At 65.5% G+C, this 19254-nt stretch carries 16 protein-coding genes; 6 read left to right on the top strand and 10 right to left on the bottom strand.

Going from position 1 to position 19254, the window contains the following annotated elements; genetic code table 11:
- Positions 1-96: 96 nt before the first annotated feature.
- From L0966_RS05220 to L0966_RS05235, 4 genes are all read right to left on the bottom strand, one after another.
- On the bottom strand, positions 97-576 hold the full coding sequence (locus L0966_RS05220) for a GNAT family N-acetyltransferase (RefSeq protein WP_234050748.1): 480 nt from the start codon (positions 574-576) through the stop codon (positions 97-99).
- Complete coding sequence (locus L0966_RS05225) at positions 567-2051, bottom strand: glycosyltransferase family 39 protein (RefSeq protein WP_234050749.1); 1485 nt, start codon at positions 2049-2051, stop codon at positions 567-569. The genes L0966_RS05220 and L0966_RS05225 overlap by 10 nt, the downstream gene beginning before the upstream one ends.
- Before the next feature lie 175 nt (positions 2052-2226).
- Positions 2227-2517, bottom strand: coding sequence for an acylphosphatase (locus L0966_RS05230; protein ID WP_234050750.1), 291 nt, complete (start codon positions 2515-2517; stop codon positions 2227-2229).
- A gap of 24 nt (positions 2518-2541) precedes the next feature.
- Entirely contained in the window at positions 2542-3375 is an 834-nt protein-coding gene (locus tag L0966_RS05235; protein WP_234050751.1) for a cell envelope integrity EipB family protein, read from the bottom strand.
- A 127-nt stretch (positions 3376-3502) separates the two neighbouring features.
- Here L0966_RS05235 and L0966_RS05240 point away from each other — a divergent pair, with 127 nt between their 5' ends.
- The 4 genes from L0966_RS05240 (at position 3503) to L0966_RS05255 (ending at position 7024) form a co-directional block, all read left to right on the top strand.
- A complete protein-coding gene (locus L0966_RS05240; RefSeq protein WP_234050752.1) occupies positions 3503-3967 on the top strand; it encodes a RidA family protein in 465 nt (154 codons plus the stop codon).
- Positions 3968-4112: 145 nt separating this feature from the next.
- Complete coding sequence (locus L0966_RS05245; protein ID WP_234050753.1) at positions 4113-4856, top strand: glycerophosphodiester phosphodiesterase family protein; 744 nt, start codon at positions 4113-4115, stop codon at positions 4854-4856.
- A gap of 63 nt (positions 4857-4919) precedes the next feature.
- Entirely contained in the window at positions 4920-6092 is a 1173-nt protein-coding gene (locus L0966_RS05250; RefSeq protein ID WP_234050754.1) for a GNAT family N-acetyltransferase, read from the top strand.
- Between the two features lie 146 nt (positions 6093-6238).
- On the top strand, positions 6239-7024 hold the full coding sequence (locus L0966_RS05255) for a proteasome-type protease (protein WP_234050755.1): 786 nt from the start codon (positions 6239-6241) through the stop codon (positions 7022-7024).
- A 60-nt stretch (positions 7025-7084) separates the two neighbouring features.
- Here the strand turns inward: L0966_RS05255 and L0966_RS05260 are convergent, their stop codons facing one another.
- From L0966_RS05260 to ssb, 6 genes are all read right to left on the bottom strand, one after another.
- Positions 7085-7540, bottom strand: coding sequence for a peptidylprolyl isomerase (locus tag L0966_RS05260; protein WP_234050756.1), 456 nt, complete (start codon positions 7538-7540; stop codon positions 7085-7087).
- 157 nt (positions 7541-7697) lie between these two features.
- Entirely contained in the window at positions 7698-8270 is a 573-nt protein-coding gene (locus tag L0966_RS05265; protein WP_234050757.1) for a peptidylprolyl isomerase, read from the bottom strand.
- A 63-nt stretch (positions 8271-8333) separates the two neighbouring features.
- Complete coding sequence (gene coaD / locus L0966_RS05270) at positions 8334-8834, bottom strand: pantetheine-phosphate adenylyltransferase (protein WP_234050758.1); 501 nt, start codon at positions 8832-8834, stop codon at positions 8334-8336.
- A 1216-nt stretch (positions 8835-10050) separates the two neighbouring features.
- Positions 10051-10662, bottom strand: a complete 612-nt coding sequence (locus L0966_RS05275) for a LysE family translocator (RefSeq protein WP_234050759.1) — start codon at positions 10660-10662, stop codon at positions 10051-10053.
- The gene (gene gyrA, locus L0966_RS05280) at positions 10659-13412 is read right to left on the bottom strand and encodes a DNA gyrase subunit A (protein WP_234050760.1); all 2754 of its coding nucleotides are present in this window, start codon (positions 13410-13412) and stop codon (positions 10659-10661) included. The genes L0966_RS05275 and gyrA overlap by 4 nt, the downstream gene beginning before the upstream one ends.
- A 347-nt stretch (positions 13413-13759) precedes the next feature.
- Entirely contained in the window at positions 13760-14314 is a 555-nt protein-coding gene (gene ssb / locus L0966_RS05285) for a single-stranded DNA-binding protein (protein ID WP_234050761.1), read from the bottom strand.
- 521 nt (positions 14315-14835) lie between these two features.
- Between ssb and uvrA the strand changes: the two genes are divergently transcribed.
- On the top strand, positions 14836-17949 hold the full coding sequence (uvrA, locus tag L0966_RS05290; RefSeq protein WP_234050762.1) for an excinuclease ABC subunit UvrA: 3114 nt from the start codon (positions 14836-14838) through the stop codon (positions 17947-17949).
- Between the two features lie 1138 nt (positions 17950-19087).
- Complete coding sequence (locus L0966_RS05295; RefSeq protein ID WP_234050763.1) at positions 19088-19252, top strand: DUF1127 domain-containing protein; 165 nt, start codon at positions 19088-19090, stop codon at positions 19250-19252.
- The last annotated feature ends 2 nt before the right edge of the window (positions 19253-19254 follow it).

The raw sequence follows: 19254 nt of genomic DNA on the forward strand, positions 1-19254 counted from the left end.
CGCATGGTTAAGACCTAACCATAGCACACAGGATCGGCAAGAGAGGTCCAGTTGAGAGGTCCGGTTGAGAGGTCCGTGGCGGGTAGAGGTATAGCCCTACGTCAGCTCGATCTTGAAACCGAAATGGGAGGACGCGAAGCCCAGCCGCTCGTAGAAACGGTGGCTGGCCTCGCGACGCCGGTTGGAAGTCAGGGCCAGGGTAACGGCACCCGCAGCACGCGCTTCCGCCATGGCGTGGCGGACCATGCGCTCCCCGATTCGCCGGCCACGCAGGTCGGACACCACCTGCACCCCTTCGAGAATCGCCCTCAATACGCCACGGCCGGGCAGGCTGTGGGCGAAGATGAGTTCGAAGGTGCCCACCACCCGGCCGTCGATCTCCGCCACATAGAGCCAAGTGGAAGGGTTGGCGCAGATGGCCTGGTACGCGGCCCGATAGTCCGCGAAGGCCTCGGCATCGGTGGTGTCGCCATGCCCGCCCACCTCGTCGTCGGCGAACAGGGCGACCACAGCGGGCAGGTCCTGCTCGTGCGCGAGGCGGAAAATCAGTCCATCGGGATGCAGTCTTACCGGCACAGGGGATCATCCGCAGGAAGAGGAGTGAGCTGCCAGTCGGTCCACCGATGAGGGTTCATCAGTGGAGACGACCACTTCACCGGCATTTCGACGGTGTTGCGCCCCGGGGGCGGCAGCAGGCGGAAAGGCAGGCCGTTGGCGATGCCGGTGATGCGCGCACAACCGGTGCTCTCCCGCGCGGGCGGGCGATATTGCAGCTCGGTCACGATCACCACGCGGGCGCCAGGCACCGCGGCCCGCAGGCGACCGGCGGACGTGCGGTCGTCGGCCACCAGCGTCGGCGCCGGGCCCAGCTGGTGCTTCACGGTGGGAGCCAGCCGATGGAGCGGCTCCGCCGCCACGCAGCGCCCACACAGCCGCGGATCGGGCCACAGGGGAATCGCCACCCGAACAGCGAGCACGCCCACCGCGATCGCCAGCAGCACGCCGAGATAGGCCGGCAGCCGCGCCCGCCAGCCGCCGACCCGCTCCAGCTCCGCAAACATGTAGACCGGCAGCATCAGCAGAAACACGTGGAAGTAGCGATCCCGCAGATTCGTGGAACCCGCGGCGAGCACCCCGACCAGCGCGGCCACAAGGCCGAGGATGATGACATTGCGCAGCACGCGACGGGCGCCGGCATGCTGCGCATCATCCCCCGCCCGCGCGCCTTCGCCACGGTTCCAGGGCAGGAAGATCAAGGCCGCGAGCGCCGCGAACGGCAGCGCATAGCCCGCGAGCGCCACCACGTAGCTCTGCACCACATCGCCCCAGCCCGATTGGGCGGCGCCGATGGTCTGGGCGGTGGCCGCCACCACGTCCTGCTTCAGGAAATGCAGGGCGAGCCCATAGACGGCCAGCGGCGCGGCCGCCACCAGGGCCGTGATCAGGATGCGCCGGTCGAACAGGGCACGGCGGTAGGTGGGCTCGAAGAGGCAGGCCACCACCAGGGCGCCGAGGAACGCCACAAACCCGAACTTGCCCAGCAGGCCGACCGCGATCCAGGCACCCAAACCCGCATAGAGGGCCGCGCTGGGCTTTCGCACGATGGCGATGAGCGTCAGCATGGCCCCCGCGATGGCCACGATCATCACGTTGGAATGGGTGAGGATGCGGTGGCTGTGATAGCCGATCACCCACAGGGCCGAGAGCGAATAGACAGCCGCCGCCTGCAGACGGGGATCGTGAATCACCCGCCGCGCGACGCGGTAGATCAGCATGGCGCAGGCGAACAGCAGCGCGTAGCGCAGGATCGCGAAGCTCAGCCGCCCGGTGCCAACGATCTGCTGGAGCCCATAGAGCAGCCAGTCGAAGAAGGGCGGGTTGCGCGGAACGTAGCTCAGCTCCAGCGACTGGACGAGATAGCTCTCGACCGCGTCGTCGACATTGATGGCCGATTCCAGGAAGGCGCCGATGGCTGCATGCAGCAGGCACCAGATGCCGACGATGACGGCCACACCCCTTGGCGTGGCCCAGAACGGGAGGGCCTCGCCCATCCCCGCCGGGCTCTCCTTCGGTGAACCCGGGTGCGGGGCGCGCGCTTGAATTTCGATCACGGGACTGACGCACTCCAACGGCCTGCGACCCCGTTTCTATAACCAGCATCGGGCCGCCGGCGCCACACGGCGAAGGCACCGGGGAACGCAAGGCGGCCGAGGTGGTGCAAACGGGTCACAGGGTCTCCAGGATGACGAACACCTCCTCGCCCCCCGCAGCAAGGGCGCTGTCGGCGGCATCGTGGAGCAGCAGGTCATCCACCCGTGCGCCGGGCGGGCCGGCGCGGCAGGCATCCACCATGGCTGCCACCAGCGCCTCGTCGCCGGCAACCACCGCCTCAACCGCTCCGTTGGAGCGGTTGCGCACCCAGCCCTTCAGCCCGCGCACCTGCGCCTCATACGCGCACCAGGCCCGGTAGCCCACGCCCTGCACCCGGCCACGCAACGTTATATGCACCACGCGCATGCGCACCTCCCCTGTCGCGGAGCGTCACGGCTGGCAGTTGCCGCCCGCCGGCAGCGCCTCGAAGGAGGTCATGCTGCCGATGAGCGCGAACCGGCCGTAATCGATCTTCAGGTCGCCCACCACGCCATTGTCATAGAGGGTGAAGCTCATCACATAAGCGGGCCCCTCGTCGATGGCACCGGGCTCGAAATAGCTGACCGCCACCGGATAGGAGAGATGCCCGGCCAGGGCTTCGCGGGCCGCGGGCGCCAGGCGCCCCCCGCCGCTGCCGGCCCGCCCGATCACGGCCAGCGTGTCATAGACCTTGGCGGGGTCGCTGGCGCCGTCATAGACCTTGGCCGAAAGCGTGCCCTCCCCGGCCGCAGCGGCCGCCAGAACTTTCAGCACGTGCTGCGTCGGCATCAGGATGGCGCCGTGAAGGACCTTGACCGCGTCATCGGGCCTGGTCACCACCACCTTCAGCGTATCCGCCCCCTCGCGCGTCACGCTGGCGGCGACCTCCTCGACCTCGTCATCGCTGTCGGTCTTGCTTTCGAAGCGATAGGCCGCGCCGTCCCCCGCCTCCCACGACTTGGAGGTGACGGTCTGCCGCGCGCCGCCCTTTTCCCCGCCCCGGCTCTCGCTGGTCTGTCGGGTCAGGGTGTCGTAGCCCGCGCAGGCGTCGCCGGTGAGCTGGTAATTGATGCTCCCGCTCATGTCCTCGAGCTGGCCCGTGGGCCGCGAGCCGTCCAGGGTGAGCGCATAGGTGGCCCGGTGGGGCAGCAGCGCCATGGCCGCCGCCGGCCCGCACAGGACGAGGGAGAAGGCGAGTTGTCCGCCCATGCACAGGAGCGCCAACGCGCCCGATCGAAGCCTCATCCGCGCCTCTCCTCCACATTTCCCGGCCGGCATTCCCAAAGGGATGCGCTTGCGTCCCACCCCGCCTTCAGCGAAGAGGAGGGCCCAATTGCGCACACCGTGTGGCAGGAACCCGCAAGGAGTCCTCATGACCTCGTCCATTGAACAGAAGCTCGCCGCACTCGGAATCACCCTGCCCACGCCCAATCCGCCGCTGGCCAATTATGTTCCGGTGGTGCGCACGGGCAATCTGCTGTTCATCTCCGGCCAGGTTTCCATCGACGCGGCGGGCAAGATCATCACCGGCAAGCTCGGCGGCGGCGTGGACATTGCCACCGGCGCGGCTGCGGCCAAGCTGTGCGCCATCAACCTGCTGGCCCATACCAAGGCCACCATCGGCGATCTCGACAAGCTGGTGCGCGTGGTGAAGGTGGTGGCGTTCGTGAACTCCACCCCGGACTTCGTGGACCAGCCCAAGGTTGTGAACGGCTGCTCCGACCTGCTGGTGGAAGTGCTCGGAGACAAGGGCCGCCATGCCCGCTCCGCGGTCGGCATCGCCGCCCTGCCCTTCGACGCGGCGGTGGAAGTCGAAGCCGTCATCGAAGTGGCCTGAACCTGACACGTCTTTAAACAGGAGCGCCCCGAAGTCTTCCCCGCTCCACGGGATGCGGAACGACTTCGGGGTTTTGAGTTCACGCGTTCTCCAGGTGAAGCGAAGGTCCGTTCGCGCGAGAACGCTCAAGGATGGGTGAGCTCTGGTGGGCGATTTTTCTTGGCTCACGGCGCGGCCCATCGCCCATCGCGGGCTCCACGATGCCGCAAAGGGCATCGTGGAGAACACGCCTTCGGCGGTGGATGCGGCCATTGCGGGCGGTTTTTCCATCGAGGTGGACCTTCAGCTCTCCGCCGATGGTGTGCCCATGGTGTTCCATGATGCCACCCTGGAGCGCCTCACCGCCGGCCAGGGGCCTTTGGTCGCCCTCACCGCGCGCGAACTCCAGGCCCTGCCCTTCAAGGGCTCCACCGACCACATGATGCGCCTGGACGATCTGCTGGAACGCGTGAACGGCCGCGTGCCCCTGGTGATCGAGCTGAAGAGCGAGCGCCACGCCAATACCGACCTTGCGGTTCGCGCCAGCCGCCGCATCGCCGCCTATGACGGCCCAGCCGCGCTCATGTCGTTTGATCCACGCCTGCTGCCCACTGTGCGCACACACGCGCCGGCCGTCGCGCGAGGCATCGTCGCCGAATTCGACTTCAGCGGGCCCGACTGGCCGGGCCTCAATGTGTTTCAACGGATGCTGCTCGGCCATCTGCTGCACTGGCCGGCCTCGCATTTCCAGTTCGTCGCCTACCGCGTGGCCGATCTCGATTCGCTGGCGCCGCAGATGGCCCGCCAGTTCGGACTGCCGCTGCTCACCTGGACCGTCCGCACCCCAGAGGATCGCGCCCGCGCCGCGCGCTATGCCGACCAGATGATCTTCGAGGGCTTCCTGCCCTGAGGGGCGGCCCTGCGACCGTCCGTCGCGCTTTCAGGGCGGCGCTGCGGTGCACACTGTATCCTTATGCCCGACGCCCGCATTCGCATTCTCCCGTCCCTGTCCGAAATCCCGGCGGCCCAGTGGGATGCCTGCGCCGCGGGCGGCGCGGCGCGGCCCGAGCCTTTCGTCAGCCACGCCTTTCTCTCCGCTTTGGAGGAGACCGGCTGCGTCAGCGCCAAGACCGGCTGGCTGCCCCAGCACCTGGTGCTTGAGGGGGCCGATGGAACAGTGACGGCCGTGGCGCCGGCCTATCTGAAGGGCCATTCGCGCGGCGAATATGTCTTCGACCAGGGCTGGGCGGATGCCTACCATCGCGCCGGGGGCAGCTATTATCCCAAGATCCAGGTGGCTGTGCCCTTCACCCCGGTCACCGGCCGGCGCCTGCTGCTGCGCGATCCGGCCGACCCCGCCGCCCGCCCGGCGCTGGCCGCCGGGCTGAAGCAGCTGGTTCAGCTGCGCGAGGCCTCGTCCGCCCATGTTACCTTCGCCACGGAAGAGGAATGGCAAAGCCTTGCCGCGCAAGGCTTTCTGCAGCGCACGGACCGGCAGTTCCACTGGACCAATGCCGGCTATGGCAGCTATGATGACTTCCTGGGCGCCCTCGCCTCCCGCAAGCGCAAGGCGCTGAAAAAGGAGCGGCGCGAGGCGCTGGCGGATAACATCACCATCGAATGGCTCACGGGCGCGCAGATCACCGAAGCCGCCTGGGATGCCTTCTTCGCCTTCTATACGGATACCGGCGCGCGCAAATGGGGCTCGCCCTATCTCAACCGCGCCTTCTTCTCCCTGGCGGGCGAGCGGCTGGGCGATCAGATCCTGTTGGTGATGGCCAGGCGCCAGGGCCGCTACATAGCCGGCGCGCTCAACTTTATCGGGGCGGAGGCCCTGTATGGGCGCTATTGGGGCGCCATCGAGGAGCACCCCTACCTGCATTTCGAGGTCTGCTACCATCAGGCCATCGACTTCGCCATCGCGCGCGGACTCAAGGTGGTGGAAGCCGGGGCCCAGGGCGAGCACAAGCTTGCCCGCGGCTACCTGCCGACCACCACCTATTCGGCCCACTACATCGCCCATCCAGGGCTGCGGGCCGCGGTGGAGCAATATCTGGAGCACGAGCGCACCTATGTGGCCGAGGACGCGGCCGTGCTGACCGATCTTGGCCCCTTCCGCCGCGGCGGCGAGCCGGAACAGGACTGACCCGGGCCCGGATTCCGCCCGGATCGAAGGTACCGTTGGCAGGAACGCCACACCCCTGAACCGAATGCCATTTCTCCCTCTGCCCCACGTTGCGGGACGGGAGGCGCCGTCGCTATAGTCGCCGCTCCCGCAATGAGGGGGTGCAAATGACGTATTGTTGTGGAGTTCTCGTGCGCGACGGTCTGGTGCTGATCGCCGACACCCGGACCAATGCGGGACTCGACAACATCTCCACCTTCCGCAAGCTCCAGATCTTCGAGGAGCCGGGACGCCACGTCATCGGCATCGCCTCCGCCGGCAACCTCTCGGTCACCCAGTCGGTCATCAGCCTGCTGAACGAGGGTGTGGAGGACGCGGAAACCGGCGAGCGCCACCAGCTGCGCGAGGCGCGCACCATGTTCCAGGCGGCGCAGCTCGTGGGCCGCGCCATCCGCCAGGTGCATCACATGAACGGCCTCGTGATGGAGCAGTCGAGCACCATCAATTTCGAGGTGTCGTTCCTGCTGGGCGGCCAGATCGCCGGCGGGCCCATGCGCCTCTATATGATCTATTCCGCCGGCAACTTCATCGAGTGCACGCAGGACACGCCCTTCCTCCAGATCGGCGAGCATAAGTACGGCAAGCCCGTGCTCGATCGCGCCGTGACCTACGAGATGGAGATTGCGGACGCGCTCAAGACCAGCCTCATTTCCATGGATTCGACCATGCGCTCGAATCTCGGCGTGGGGCTGCCCATCGACGTTCTGGTGGTGTGCCCCGACAAGCTCCAGGCCGAGCTGAAATATCGCATCGAGCCCGGCGAGCCCTACTTCCATGATCTGCGCGAACGCTGGTCGGCCGCCCTGCGCGCCGCCCACAGCTCCATTCCGCGCCCGCCCTACCTGAAGGCGGTGCAGACCTACGTGCCGCCCAAGCCCGACGACGAGGCCTGAGCGACCAACAAAAAAGGGCGCCCCTGCGGGCGCCCTTTTCGTTTCAGCCGCGAAAGCCGATCAGGCCTTGGCCTCGAGCTTGGCGGAAACGATCTTGTCGGGATCCTTCACCGGCTCGCCGCGCTTGATCTTATCCACATTCTCCATGCCCGAGATCACCTCGCCCCACACGGTGTACTGGCCGTCCAGGAAGCGGGCGTCGGCGAAGCAGATGAAGAACTGGCTGTCGCCGGAATCGGGGTTCTGGGCGCGGGCCATGGAAACGGTGCCGCGCTTGTGCGGCAGGGCATTGAACTCAGCCTTCAGCTTCTTGCCCGAGCCGCCCATGCCGGTGCCGGTGGGATCGCCGGTCTGGGCCATGAAGCCCTCGATGACGCGATGGAACGGCACGCCATTGTAGAAGCCCTCGGACACCAGCTCCTTGATGCGGGCCACGTGGCCGGGGGCGGCATCGGGACGGAAGGCAATGGTCACAGGCCCCTGGGTGGTCTCGAGGACCAGGATCTCTTCACTCATGGGATTGTCCTTTCGGAGCGTGGCGGGGGCGCGAGGCCGCCGCGCGGGGATTTCACTACAGGTGGGCGCGTTTTCAGAGGACGAAATGGCGCGCCGCGAGCGATTCTCCGCCACCCGTGCCCAAGCGGGCCGTGGCGGAGAACAGGCGCTCATGCTCTCACTTGGCGTCCTTGACGTCGGAGGCCACCTGCATCTTCACGATGCGATCGGGATTGGTCACCGTGCCATTCGCGGCGGCGGAGCCCTTCTTGATCTTGTCGATATACTGCATGCCCGACACCACCTCGCCGACGACCGTGTACTGGCCGTTCAGGCTCGGGGTTTCGTCCAGCATGATGAAGAACTGCGAGTTCGCGCTGTTGGGGCTGGAGGCGCGCGCCATGCCCACAACGCCGCGCTTGAACGGCACGTTGGAAAACTCCGCCGGAAGGTTCGGATATTTGGAACCGCCGGTGCCGTTGCCATACTGGCCGTCGCCGGTCTGGGCCATGAAGCCGTCAATGACGCGGTGGAACGGAACGTTGTTGTAGAAGCCCTCGCGGCTGAGCTGCTTCAGGCGCTCCACATGCTTGGGGGCGAGATCGGGCCGCAGCGCGATCACCACCCGGCCGTAGGGGGTGTCGAGATAAAGCGTGTTCTGCGGGTCGCTCTTCGGCTGGGCCGCCGCCGGCAGGGCGAAGGCGAGCGCGATGAGAAGTCCGGCGCAGACACGGCCGATTGCTCGCAGCATGAGGTTCTCCTCGGAAATGCCCCCCACGGGGGGCGAAACGAAAGCGGGATCCGCGATGGCAGCTCAGCGCCGGAAGCGCGTCTTCAGGCGCTCCAGCACCGGCGCCGGAACGAAAGCGGAGACATCCCCGCCCATGGCCGCGATTTGCCGCACGAGCGTGGCGGTGATGGGGCGGACCGAGGGGGAGGCCGGCAGGAAAACGGTTTGGATGGCCGGCGCCATGGCGGCATTCATGCCGGCCATCTGCATCTCATAGTCGAGATCCGTGCCATCACGCAGCCCGCGGATAAGCAAGCTCGCCCCCACATCCCGCGCGGTATTGACGATGAGCCCGTCGAAGGTGATCGCCTCGATGGCGGCATTCTCCTCGGCCGCCACCGGCGCGCACACCTCGGTGAGCATGGCCAGGCGCTCTTCCGCCGAAAAAAGAGGTGCCTTGCCGGGATGCACGCCAACGGCGAGCACCAGCCGATCGGACAGGCGGCACGCCGCGCGCACCACGTCCAGATGGCCGTTGGTGAGCGGATCGAACGAGCCGCCATAAATGGCCGTACGGGGCTTCATGCGCCCTCCCCTGTTCCTGCCCTGCGGTTCGGCCACGATCTGCGTCGAATGCGCGTGACCTTCGCTGCGGAAGGGTTAGCCGCCCCCGCCGGCCAGCGCAACCGGGGCCGTTGGCCGCGCCGCGCTCGCACGCCCTTTTCAAGACCCATCCCGGAGCAGACCTGCCTCCGCCGCCTGCGCCGCCCAGCAGCGTTTCATCAGCCGAACAGCCGCCACGCAACGGCCTGGATTGTCACGGACGGTCAAACCCCACCAGCCGCTCATTGTTGAGCCCGATCATGACCCATCCCGTGCAAGGGACCTCGGCCGCACATCGGCCGCATGCAACGGGTTGTACCCCTCTCGACCACACGGCCCCCTCATCCCGCAAAAGCTCACCGCGGATCGAGCCGCGCAATGCTCCTCGCGACCGGCAGTCGCCCGATCATGCGGAGGGCGCGCGACACGCCTCACCGGCTGTATTGGGGGCGCGATGAGGTCTCGTTCTGATCAACACAGGCGGAAGACTCTCCGGAGACAACTGGGGTAGCAACCGTTCTCCCCCCGGTCTCGCCCTCTGACGTTGCCCATCCTGGCCGCTCTATGTCCGATCGACATTTGAGACGCACGGTTTGCGAGGGCTCGTTCCCTCTCCGGCCCGCAGGGGAGAGTGAAAGAGGGGGCAGGACCGCCTGTGCCGGAACGGCCTGGGCCGGAACCGCCGCAGTGTGCAGCGACAGGAGCGTCAAGACTTTTGAGATGTTCGGAGCGTTGCCCTTCGCCTCGCCGACGGGGCCACCTTCCCAACGTTTTGCCCTCGACCTCTCCCCAGCAAACGGGAGAGGACGCCGCTCCATGAGGAATACGGCGGTGGTGGCATATCGGCTGCGCCACACGCGCTGAATGTCGATCGGGCCTAAACCAAAGCGGCCACCCCGCCTCATCACGCGCCGCGCTGCGGCAACGCCCTGCGCGCTGAAAACGACGGTGCTTCAAAGCAACGCAAAGCTAGATCGCGGAGAGGACTCGGCCAATCGTTGGCCAGGAACACGCCCCGCTAACCTGGAGCCGCACGATGTTCTCAGGCCCATCACGCGCGACTTCGACCGGCATGCAGCGTGTGCAGGCGTCGGCAATCCGGATCATTCCCCCCTCATCCGCGAACGGGAAAATCCTTCATTTTATCGATTAACGCACCTTCCTCGCGCGAAGCCGTGTCCACTTCGCTCGAAGAGCTCTAACGGCGCCCGGCCGCCAGCAGCACAGCAGCGCCGCCCACCAGAATGCCGGCCGACACCCGATCCGCGATCTGCGCGAAGCGGCCAGAAAGGGCAGCACGAGCGCGATCCGCAGCCAGCGCCCACAGCACGTCGCCGACCAAGGCCACCGCGGCAAAAACGAAAGCCAGCACCGCGATCTGCGCCAGCGGCTGCTCTGTATCCGTCACAAACTGCGGCAGGAACGCCGCATGGAACAAAAGCGTCTTGGGATTGGCAAACGCCACCGCCAGTCCACGCCCGAACGCGGCATGGGCGGATGGGGCGGACGTCGCAGGCCCGCCCCCCGCGCCGCGCCACTGACGGATGGCCAGCCACACCAGATAACCCGCCCCCACATAGCGAACCAAGTCGAAATGATGGGAGAAGGCTTCAACCAGATACGCGAGCCCCGCCGCCACCACCGCCAGTTGGGCCACCAGCCCGACATTGACTCCAGCGGCGGTCAGGATGCCCGCCCGACTGCCGTATCTCAGGCTGGTTCCGACGATGAGAGCCACATTCGGCCCGGGCGTCGCCGCAAGGGCAACGCACGCGAGCACGAACAAGGCCAAGCTCTCCAGCGGAATCATTCCTCCTGCGCCCCGCTCTCGTCGTCACCAGCATCGTCCGCGACATCGTCGCCGGCGGTATCCTCGCTGATGTGCTCCACCGAAACCACGCGCTCGCCATCCGCCGTGTTGAAGACGATGACGCCCTGGCTGGCGCGCCCAACGATGCGGATGCCATCCACCGGGCACCGGATCAACTGGCCGCCATCGGTGACCAGCATGATCTGGTCCGGATCCTCCACCGGGAAGGATGCCACCAGCCGGCCGTTGCGCTCGTTCACCGCCATGGCGACGATGCCCTTGCCACCGCGGCCGGTCACCCGATACTCGAAGGAAGACGTGCGCTTGCCGTAGCCGTTCTCCGACACCGTCAGGATGAACTGCTCCGCCTCGCTCATCTCCACATACCGGTCCTGGCCCAGCTGCCCGACGCTGCTTCCGTCCTCGTCCATGTCAGTCTCGGCCGCATCGCCGGCCTCGCCGCGCAGAGCCCGGCGCATCTTGATATAGGCCAAGCGCTCCTCGGCACTCGCCTCCACATGGCGGATGATGGCCATGGAAATGATGCTGTCGTCATCCTCCAGGCGAATGCCGCGCACGCCGACGCTGTCGCGCCCCTTGAACACGCGCACGTCCGTCACAGGGAAGCGAATGCAGGCTCCGCCCGCCGTGGTCAGCAGCACGTCATCGTCTTCCGTGCACAGCCCCACATCGGCAATGGCCTCGCCCTCGCCCAGCTTCATGGCGATCTTGCCGTTGCGGTTGACCTGCGCGAAATCCGAAAGCGCGTTCCGGCGCACCGTCCCGGAGGTGGTGGCGAACATGATCTGCAGGCGCGCATTCTCCGCCTCGTCCTCAGGCAGCAGCACCACCGAGGTGATCCGCTCATCGGATTCGAGCGGCAGGATGTTGACCAGTGCCTTGCCACGCCCCTGCGGCGCCGCCGCCGGCAGGCGCCACACCTTCAGCTTGTACACCTGCCCCTTGGACGAGAAGAACAGAACCGGCGCATGGGTGGATGCGACGAACAGGCGGGTAACGAAATCCTCGTCCCGCGTCTGCATGGCCGAACGGCCCTTGCCGCCACGCCGCTGCGCCCGGTAGGTGCTGAGCGGCACCCGCTTGATGTAGCCGGCGTGGGAAACGGTGACCACCATCTCCTCGCGCTGAATCAGGTCTTCATCATCAAGATCGCCGAAGCCTTCCACGATCTCGGTGCGCCGGGGCGTCCCAAACTCAGCCTTGATGGCCAGCAGCTCGTCACGAATGATGCCGCGCATGCGCGAACGGCTCGCCAGAATGTCGAGATAATCGGCGATCTCCGCCGCCAGCTTGTCCAGCTCCTCCGCGATCTCATCCCGCCCCAGCGCGGTGAGCCGCTGCAGGCGCAGATCCAGGATAGCCCGTGCCTGCTCCAAAGAGAGCCGGTACGTCCCATCCTCATTCAGCTTGTGGCGCGGATCGGCGATCAGCGCGATCAGCGGCGCCATGTCCTTGGCGGGCCAGTTGCGCACCATCAGGGCTTCGCGCGCACTCGCCGGGTCGGGCGCCGTACGGATGAGGCGGATGACCTCGTCGATGTTCGCAACGGCGATCGCCAGTCCCACGAGCACATGGGCGCGATCACGCGCCTTGCGCAGCAGGAACTTGGTCCGCCGCCGCACCACCTCCTCGCGGAAGGCGACAAAGGCGGTCAGCGTGTCATGGAGTGTCAGCACCCCCGGCTTGCCACCGGAAAGCGCAACCATGTTCACGCCAAACGACGTTTGCAGCAGGGTCTGACGGTACAGGTTGTTGAGCACCACGTCCGCCTGGGCGTCGCGCTTGATCTCGATGACCACACGCAGGCCGTCGCGGTCGCTCTCGTCGCGGATCTCGGAGATGCCCTCCACCCGCTTGTCCCGCACCAGCTCCGCGATCTTCTCGATCATCGTCGCCTTATTCACCTGGTACGGAATCTCAGTGACGATCAACGCCTCGCGATCCTTGCGCAGGCTCTCAATCGCCACCTTCGCCCGCATCAGGATCGAGCCGCGGCCGGTGAGATAGGCTTGGCGAATACCCGTACGGCCCAGGATAAGTCCGCCCGTGGGGAAGTCCGGCCCCGGCAGCAGCTCCAGCAGCGCCTCGGGCTCCAGGGACGGATCATCGATAAGCGCAACCGTCGCGTCGATGACTTCGCCGAGATTGTGAGGCGGGATATTGGTGGCCATGCCCACCGCGATGCCGCCGGCGCCGTTCACCAGAAGGTTCGGGAACTTGGCAGGAAGAACACTCGGCTCGTGCTCGGTATTGTCGTAGTTCCCCTGGAAATCGACGGTGTCCTTGTCGAGATCGTCCAGCAGAGTGTTCGTAATCTTCTCGAGCCGCACCTCGGTATAGCGCATCGCCGCCGGCGCATCGCCATCGACCGAGCCGAAATTGCCCTGACCATCCACCAGCGGCACCCGCATGGCGAAATCCTGAGCCATGCGCACCAACGCATCATAGACCGACTGATCACCGTGCGGGTGATACTTACCGATCACATCACCCACCACGCGGGCAGACTTACGGTATTGCTTGTTCCACTCGTAGCCATTCTCGTGCATCGAGAACAGGATGCGGCGATGCACCGGCTTCAGACCATCGCGCACGTCGGGCAAAGCACGGGCAACGATCACGCTCATCGCGTAATCGAGATAGGAGCGCGAGAGTTCCTCGGTAATGGAAACCGGCGTGATATCCGAAGGCGGCTCGCTGCCGGGCTTCGGCGTCTCGGGATCGGCCAAAAGTCGACACTCTCATCGTGATTGGAACGATCGACTTTTAGCCGATTCATCGCCCCAACGCCAGCAAAACCCCCCTGAGACAATGATTTTTATATATTGAAAATCAATGCCTTAGATGCGAAGTGCCGCGCCACGACCAAACATTCCGGCGGTTTTGCGTCGAAACCGGCCTGACGCCGTGGACACAGAGTCCGGATCGCCCCCTCCGGCGACATCCATCCTCATGGCGCAAGCGACAAGCACCGACCCGTTCCGACGCCACGTCCCGCCAATGCTTCCGCCGCAACGCGAAGTCCAAGGCGCACCCGCCTCCCCAGCCGCACGGCCTCGCGCCTCCGCATCGATCCTCAGAAGGGAATCTCATCATCCAAGTCGTTGGACGGACGCCCACCGCCACTCGCCCCGCCCGCGGAGCCACCCGACCTACGGCCACCACTGGAACCGCCACCATAGCCACCGCCGCTATAGCCGCCGCCGCTATAGCCGCCGCCCATCGGGCTCTGCGATCCGAAATCGGAGCCGCCGCCGAAATCCTCGCTTGCCTCCCCGCCAGACCGACCATCGAGCAAAGTCAGCTCTCCGCGGAACGGACGCAAGGTGACCTCAGTCACATAGACTTCGCGCCCGTCCTTCTCATACTTCCGGGTCTCGAGCTGCCCTTCGAGATAGACCTTCGAGCCCTTCTTCAAAAAGCGCTCGGCGACGTTGATAAGGTTTTCGTTGTAAATGGCGACCGTGTGCCATTCCGTACGGTCCCGCCGTTCGCCGCTTGCCTTGTCGCGCCAGCTCTCCGACGTCGCAATGCGCAGATTGCAGACACGCCCGCCGCTCTGGAATGAGCGAATCTCGGGATCGCGGCCCAGATTGCCGATCAGGATCACCTTATTGACGCTGCCGGCCATCACCCGCCTCCCCATTTCGCGCACCGCCCCTTGGGGCGTTCAATGTCGCGCACCCTATCCGCAGCGCGGACACATGCGAACCCCTCGCGGCGTTGTCCACCGCAAAGTCCGCCAGGGACGGCGAGACCGCACACCCAGCGGTCCAGGTGTTCCGCTTATGTTCTAGCCTCAGCCATGCGCAGGAGCAAGGCGTTTTTTTTTCGAAAGCCTCCCGGATTTTGACTCGCGCCGCAGCAAGGTTCTCGGTATGTTCTAGTCATGGTGATATTCGGGATTTAGGGCGCGCGACGATGACGCGGAAGCGACGGGACCCTACTCCGGACTTAGATGCAACGAAGCCGGATGCCTCCAAGTGCGGCCTTGGCGCATCCTAAGCGCTATGCATGGCGGGGACTGGAAAGCATGGGCATCTTTCGCCATCATGCCGCCTTCCCGCGCTTGCACCTCCCTGCTGCAAGAGGCGGCAGCCTCCCTACCCCAAATGTGTCGCGCCGGCGTCAGAGCCGCGCGGGTTGGATTTCATGTCGGATCGCGCCTTTCCCCCCAGGGGCTCCGCCCCGCTTGCCACGCCTGCTTCGAAAACCAGTGGGCAGCCGGCCCAGCGGCGCGACGCCCGCACCTTGTCCGTCCGGGGTGCGCGCGAGCACAATCTGAAAAACGTGGACTTGGAAGTTCCACGCGATGCGCTGGTGGTTTTCACCGGCCTGTCCGGTTCCGGCAAGAGCTCTCTCGCCTTTGATACCATCTATGCGGAAGGGCAGCGGCGGTATGTGGAGAGCCTCTCCGCTTATGCGCGCCAGTTTCTGGAGATGATGCAGAAGCCGGACGTGGACCAGATTGATGGCCTGTCGCCGGCGATCTCCATCGAGCAGAAGACCACCTCCAAGAATCCGCGCTCCACTGTGGGTACGGTGACTGAAATCTACGATTACATGCGTTTGCTGTGGGCGCGCACGGGCGTGCCCTACTCGCCGGCGACCGGACTGCCCATTGAGAGTCAGACGGTTTCGCAGATGGTGGACCGCGTGCTCGCCTTGCCCGAGGGCGCACGACTGTTCCTGCTCGCGCCGGTCGTCCGCGGACGCAAGGGCGAGTACCGCAAAGAACTTGCCGATTGGATGAAAAAGGGCTTCCAGCGCGTCAAGATCGACGGCACCTTCCATGAAATCGCAGACGCGCCCGCGCTAGACAAGAAGTTCAAGCACGACATCGACGTCGTGGTCGATCGGATCGTCGTCCGCCCGGATCTCGCACAGCGGCTTGCAGACAGTTTCGAGACCGCTCTCGGGCTGGCCGATGGAATCGCAGTGGCGGAATTCGCGGATGAAAAGGATGAGGCGGGTGCGCCGCGGCGCATTCTGTTCTCGGAGAAATTCGCCTGCCCCGTCTCCGGCTTCACCATTCCGGAAATCGAGCCTCGGCTTTTCTCCTTCAACAATCCGTTCGGCGCATGCCCGGCCTGCGATGGGCTGGGCGTTGAGCAGACCATCGACGCCGATCTCGTGGTGCCGGACAGGATGCGCTCTCTGAAACAGGGAGCTATCGCGCCGTGGGCGAAGTCGACGTCCCCCTATTACGGGCAGACGCTGGACGCCCTCGCCAAGCATTACCATTTCAATCTTTCGGTTCCGTGGTGCGATCTCCCCGAGAAAGCGCGTGACGTCCTGCTCTACGGCTCGGACGGAGAGAAGATCGTCTTTTCCTATAATGACGGAATGCGGGCCTACGACACCGAAAAGGCCTTCGAAGGCGTGGTGCGCAACCTGGAGCGGCGCTGGAAGGAGACGGACAGCGACTGGGCCCGAGAGGAAATTTCCAAATATTTCTCTACGGTTCCCTGCTCGGCCTGTGGCGGTTACCGGCTGAAACCCGAGGCGCTCGCGGTGAAGGTTGCCGGCAAGCATATCGGCGAGGTGGGCGAGCTCTCCGTGAAGGCTGCGGCCCGGTGGTTCGAGGCACTGCCGGCACAACTCACGCACAAGCAGAACGAGATTGCCGGACGCATTTTGAAGGAGATCCGCGAGCGGCTCAGCTTTCTTCTGGATGTCGGACTGGAATACCTCACGCTTGCGCGCTCATCGGGGACCCTGTCGGGCGGAGAAAGCCAGCGCATCCGCCTCGCCTCGCAGATCGGATCCGGCCTCACGGGCGTGCTCTACGTGCTCGACGAACCCTCCATCGGCCTGCACCAGCGCGACAATGCGCGCCTGCTCGACACGCTGAAGCACCTGCGCGATCTCGGCAACACGGTGATCGTGGTGGAGCATGACGAGGATGCAATTCTTGCAGCCGATTATGTGGTCGATGTCGGCCCCGGAGCAGGCATTCATGGCGGGCGGATCGTGGCGCAGGGAACGCCCGCGGAAATCCTTGCCGATCCGGCTTCGCTCACGGGGCGCTATCTCTCCGGCGCGCTGAGCGTGGGGGTGCCCGCGCGGCGCGCACCCAATCCTAAGCGCATGCTGCGCCTGGTGGGCGCGCGGGGCAACAACCTGAAGAATGTCACGGCGGAAATTCCGCTGGGCCTGTTCACGGCCATCACCGGGGTATCGGGTGGCGGTAAGTCCACTTTGCTGCTGGAGACGCTCTACAAGGCCGTGGCCCGCCGGCTCAACGGCGCCAGCGAGGCGCCAGCCCCATTCGACCGACTGGAAGGGCTGGAGCACCTCGATAAGGTCATCGACATTGATCAGTCGCCCATCGGGCGGACGCCGCGCTCGAACCCGGCGACCTATACCGGTGCCTTCACACCCATCCGCGAGTGGTTCGCCGGCCTGCCGGAGGCCAAGGCACGAGGCTATGGCGCGGGGCGCTTCTCGTTCAACGTGAAGGGGGGCCGCTGCGAGGCCTGCCAGGGCGACGGTGTCATCAAGATCGAGATGCACTTCCTGCCGGATGTTTATGTCACCTGCGATGTTTGCAAGGGCAAACGCTACAATCGCGAGACGCTTGAGGTGACATTCAAGAACAAGTCCATCGCCGATGTTCTCGATATGACGGTGGAAGAGGGGGCGCAGTTTTTCAAGGCAGTACCGTCGGTCCGCGAAAAACTGGAGACGCTGGAACGCGTCGGGCTTGATTATGTCAAGGTTGGCCAGCAGGCGACCACCCTTTCCGGTGGCGAGGCGCAGCGGGTGAAGCTCTCCAAGGAGCTGTCGCGCCGGGCGACGGGGCGCACGCTCTATATTCTGGACGAGCCCACCACCGGCCTGCATTTTCACGATGTGAAGAAGCTGCTGGAGGTGCTGCACGAGCTGGTCGAGCAGGGCAACACCGTAGTGGTGATCGAGCACAACCTCGAAGTCATCAAGACCGCCGACTGGGTCATCGATCTGGGGCCCGAGGGTGGCGATGGCGGCGGGGAGATCGTGGCGGCGGGCACGCCCGAAGCGGTGGCCGCCAACCCGCGCTCCCATACCGGGCATTTCCTGGCTGAAGTGCTGGCCCGCCGCCCCAATCCGGATACCGCAAAGGCGACCGGAAAGGCCAAGGGTGATAAGGCCTTAAAGGAAAAGGGCACAGCTCCAAGAGCGGATGAGGCCATCGAGGAGGCCGCGCCGGCGCCCCTCGAAGACGTGGAGGCCAGCCCGCCCAAGGCGCGCGGACCTCGGCGGCGCGTGCGTCGTACGCCTTGAGGTGGGCCCTGCGGCGAGAGATGTTCATCCTCGACGGCATGATGGGCGTTGATCGGGATTACGCGCAGCGCGCCAATCTGGCCCAGGGGTGATGCGCGTCACCCGGGCACAGAAAGAGCAGACCGCCCAGCAATGTGAGCGGCCGGAGGCAAAAGTACAGCGGGCAGCTGGAGCATTTTCCGGCCCACGGAATCAGCAGCCCCGGGACACTTGATCTGGCGGAATTGCCTCGCGCGAGCGCTATGCCAGTTCGCTCGCGGGCGCGGCCGATCCGATGGGCAGCCCGAACCGGAGGGAGGATCGGGTTTGCCCAAAGGCACGGCGGGCGGCCAGCAGGGCAAAGGCTTCGACTAACGATTTCGGAGACTGTCGCCTCTTGGCCCGCGCGCCAGTGCTTGAGTCTTCAGAGGGTGGACGTCGGGATTGGGCTCCTCGACGTTACTCCTGAGGCATCCGCCTGAGTGACCTTCTGACCGGCGCCCCAGCCGATGTCAGTCAATCTGGCCGCAAACCGCGGGTTCATCGAAGGTGCTGCTCAGCACAACGGCCGCCCTGCGCGCCTCCGGACAGCCGGGGCGATTTCAGGGCCGTCGCAGATCCGTTGCCACTGTACCGGGGCAGCTATTCGCCCCACTGGCAGACAGTGTCAGCGCTCAGCCATCTCAGGAGATGATGACCACGACAGTGCCCCGCCTGCCGCTGGCCATCCGGATTCGAATGCGCTCCCCGAGGCGGCGGCCGCCGCCCGCCCTTGCGCCCCGTCGGAGCCCCCGTCGCACCCGCAATAGCGCCTCCCTGACCCCGCGCCCGCAACCAGCAGAAGCCCTGAGCGCAACACACCATCGCCGCGGCGCCCCATGCCGGGCGTCATGCGCCGGTCACGGCGGAGGCGGCCATAGCAGCCACCCGCACACTGCCTATACGACAGGCACTACGCACATTTTTCAGCCGCATGTATCTGCAACTCATTGAAAAAACGAGGCTCATCCTCTGCGAGAATGGGCGGAGACTGCATGTGAGTTACGCATTGCTGCAATGCACATACCCCCATTTTATCCGGCGGCGGCTCCACCTATCTTGGCGTCAACAACGGGCGCGCTCCGCAGCGCCCCCTTCAAAAGCGTCAAGGAGTTGAATCATGTTTCTCTGGGGCCTTCTCGCGCGCCAGATCCGCCGTTGGCAGGTGTATAACCGCACCGTGAGCGAGCTGTCCGAGCTCGATGATCGCAGCTTGGCGGACATCAATGTGTCGCGCAGCGAAATTCGCTCGCTTGCTCGCGAAGCGGCCCTGCGCGCGGCCTGATC

It is taken from the genome of Xanthobacter sp. NM-59 (assembly GCF_021401125.1).
GTDB lineage: Bacteria > Pseudomonadota > Alphaproteobacteria > Rhizobiales > Xanthobacteraceae > Xanthobacter.

Excerpts from the sequence above, each read along its gene's own strand:
- L0966_RS05230 (WP_234050750.1), bottom strand. The coding sequence starts at position 2,517 with ATGCGCGTGGTGCATATAACGTTGCGTGGCCGGGTGCAGGGCGTGGGC.
- L0966_RS05225 (WP_234050749.1), bottom strand. The coding sequence starts at position 2,051 with ATGGGCGAGGCCCTCCCGTTCTGGGCCACGCCAAGGGGTGTGGCCGTC.
- coaD (WP_234050758.1), bottom strand. The coding sequence starts at position 8,834 with ATGAAGCCCCGTACGGCCATTTATGGCGGCTCGTTCGATCCGCTCACC.
- L0966_RS05255 (WP_234050755.1), top strand. The coding sequence starts at position 6,239 with ATGACGTATTGTTGTGGAGTTCTCGTGCGCGACGGTCTGGTGCTGATC.
- L0966_RS05260 (WP_234050756.1), bottom strand. The coding sequence starts at position 7,540 with ATGAGTGAAGAGATCCTGGTCCTCGAGACCACCCAGGGGCCTGTGACC.
- L0966_RS05265 (WP_234050757.1), bottom strand. The coding sequence starts at position 8,270 with ATGCTGCGAGCAATCGGCCGTGTCTGCGCCGGACTTCTCATCGCGCTC.
- L0966_RS05250 (WP_234050754.1), top strand. The coding sequence starts at position 4,920 with ATGCCCGACGCCCGCATTCGCATTCTCCCGTCCCTGTCCGAAATCCCG.
- L0966_RS05235 (WP_234050751.1), bottom strand. The coding sequence starts at position 3,375 with ATGAGGCTTCGATCGGGCGCGTTGGCGCTCCTGTGCATGGGCGGACAA.
- L0966_RS05240 (WP_234050752.1), top strand. The coding sequence starts at position 3,503 with ATGACCTCGTCCATTGAACAGAAGCTCGCCGCACTCGGAATCACCCTG.
- L0966_RS05295 (WP_234050763.1), top strand. The coding sequence starts at position 19,088 with ATGTTTCTCTGGGGCCTTCTCGCGCGCCAGATCCGCCGTTGGCAGGTG.
- L0966_RS05275 (WP_234050759.1), bottom strand. The coding sequence starts at position 10,662 with ATGATTCCGCTGGAGAGCTTGGCCTTGTTCGTGCTCGCGTGCGTTGCC.
- uvrA (WP_234050762.1), top strand. The coding sequence starts at position 14,836 with ATGTCGGATCGCGCCTTTCCCCCCAGGGGCTCCGCCCCGCTTGCCACG.
- ssb (WP_234050761.1), bottom strand. The coding sequence starts at position 14,314 with ATGGCCGGCAGCGTCAATAAGGTGATCCTGATCGGCAATCTGGGCCGC.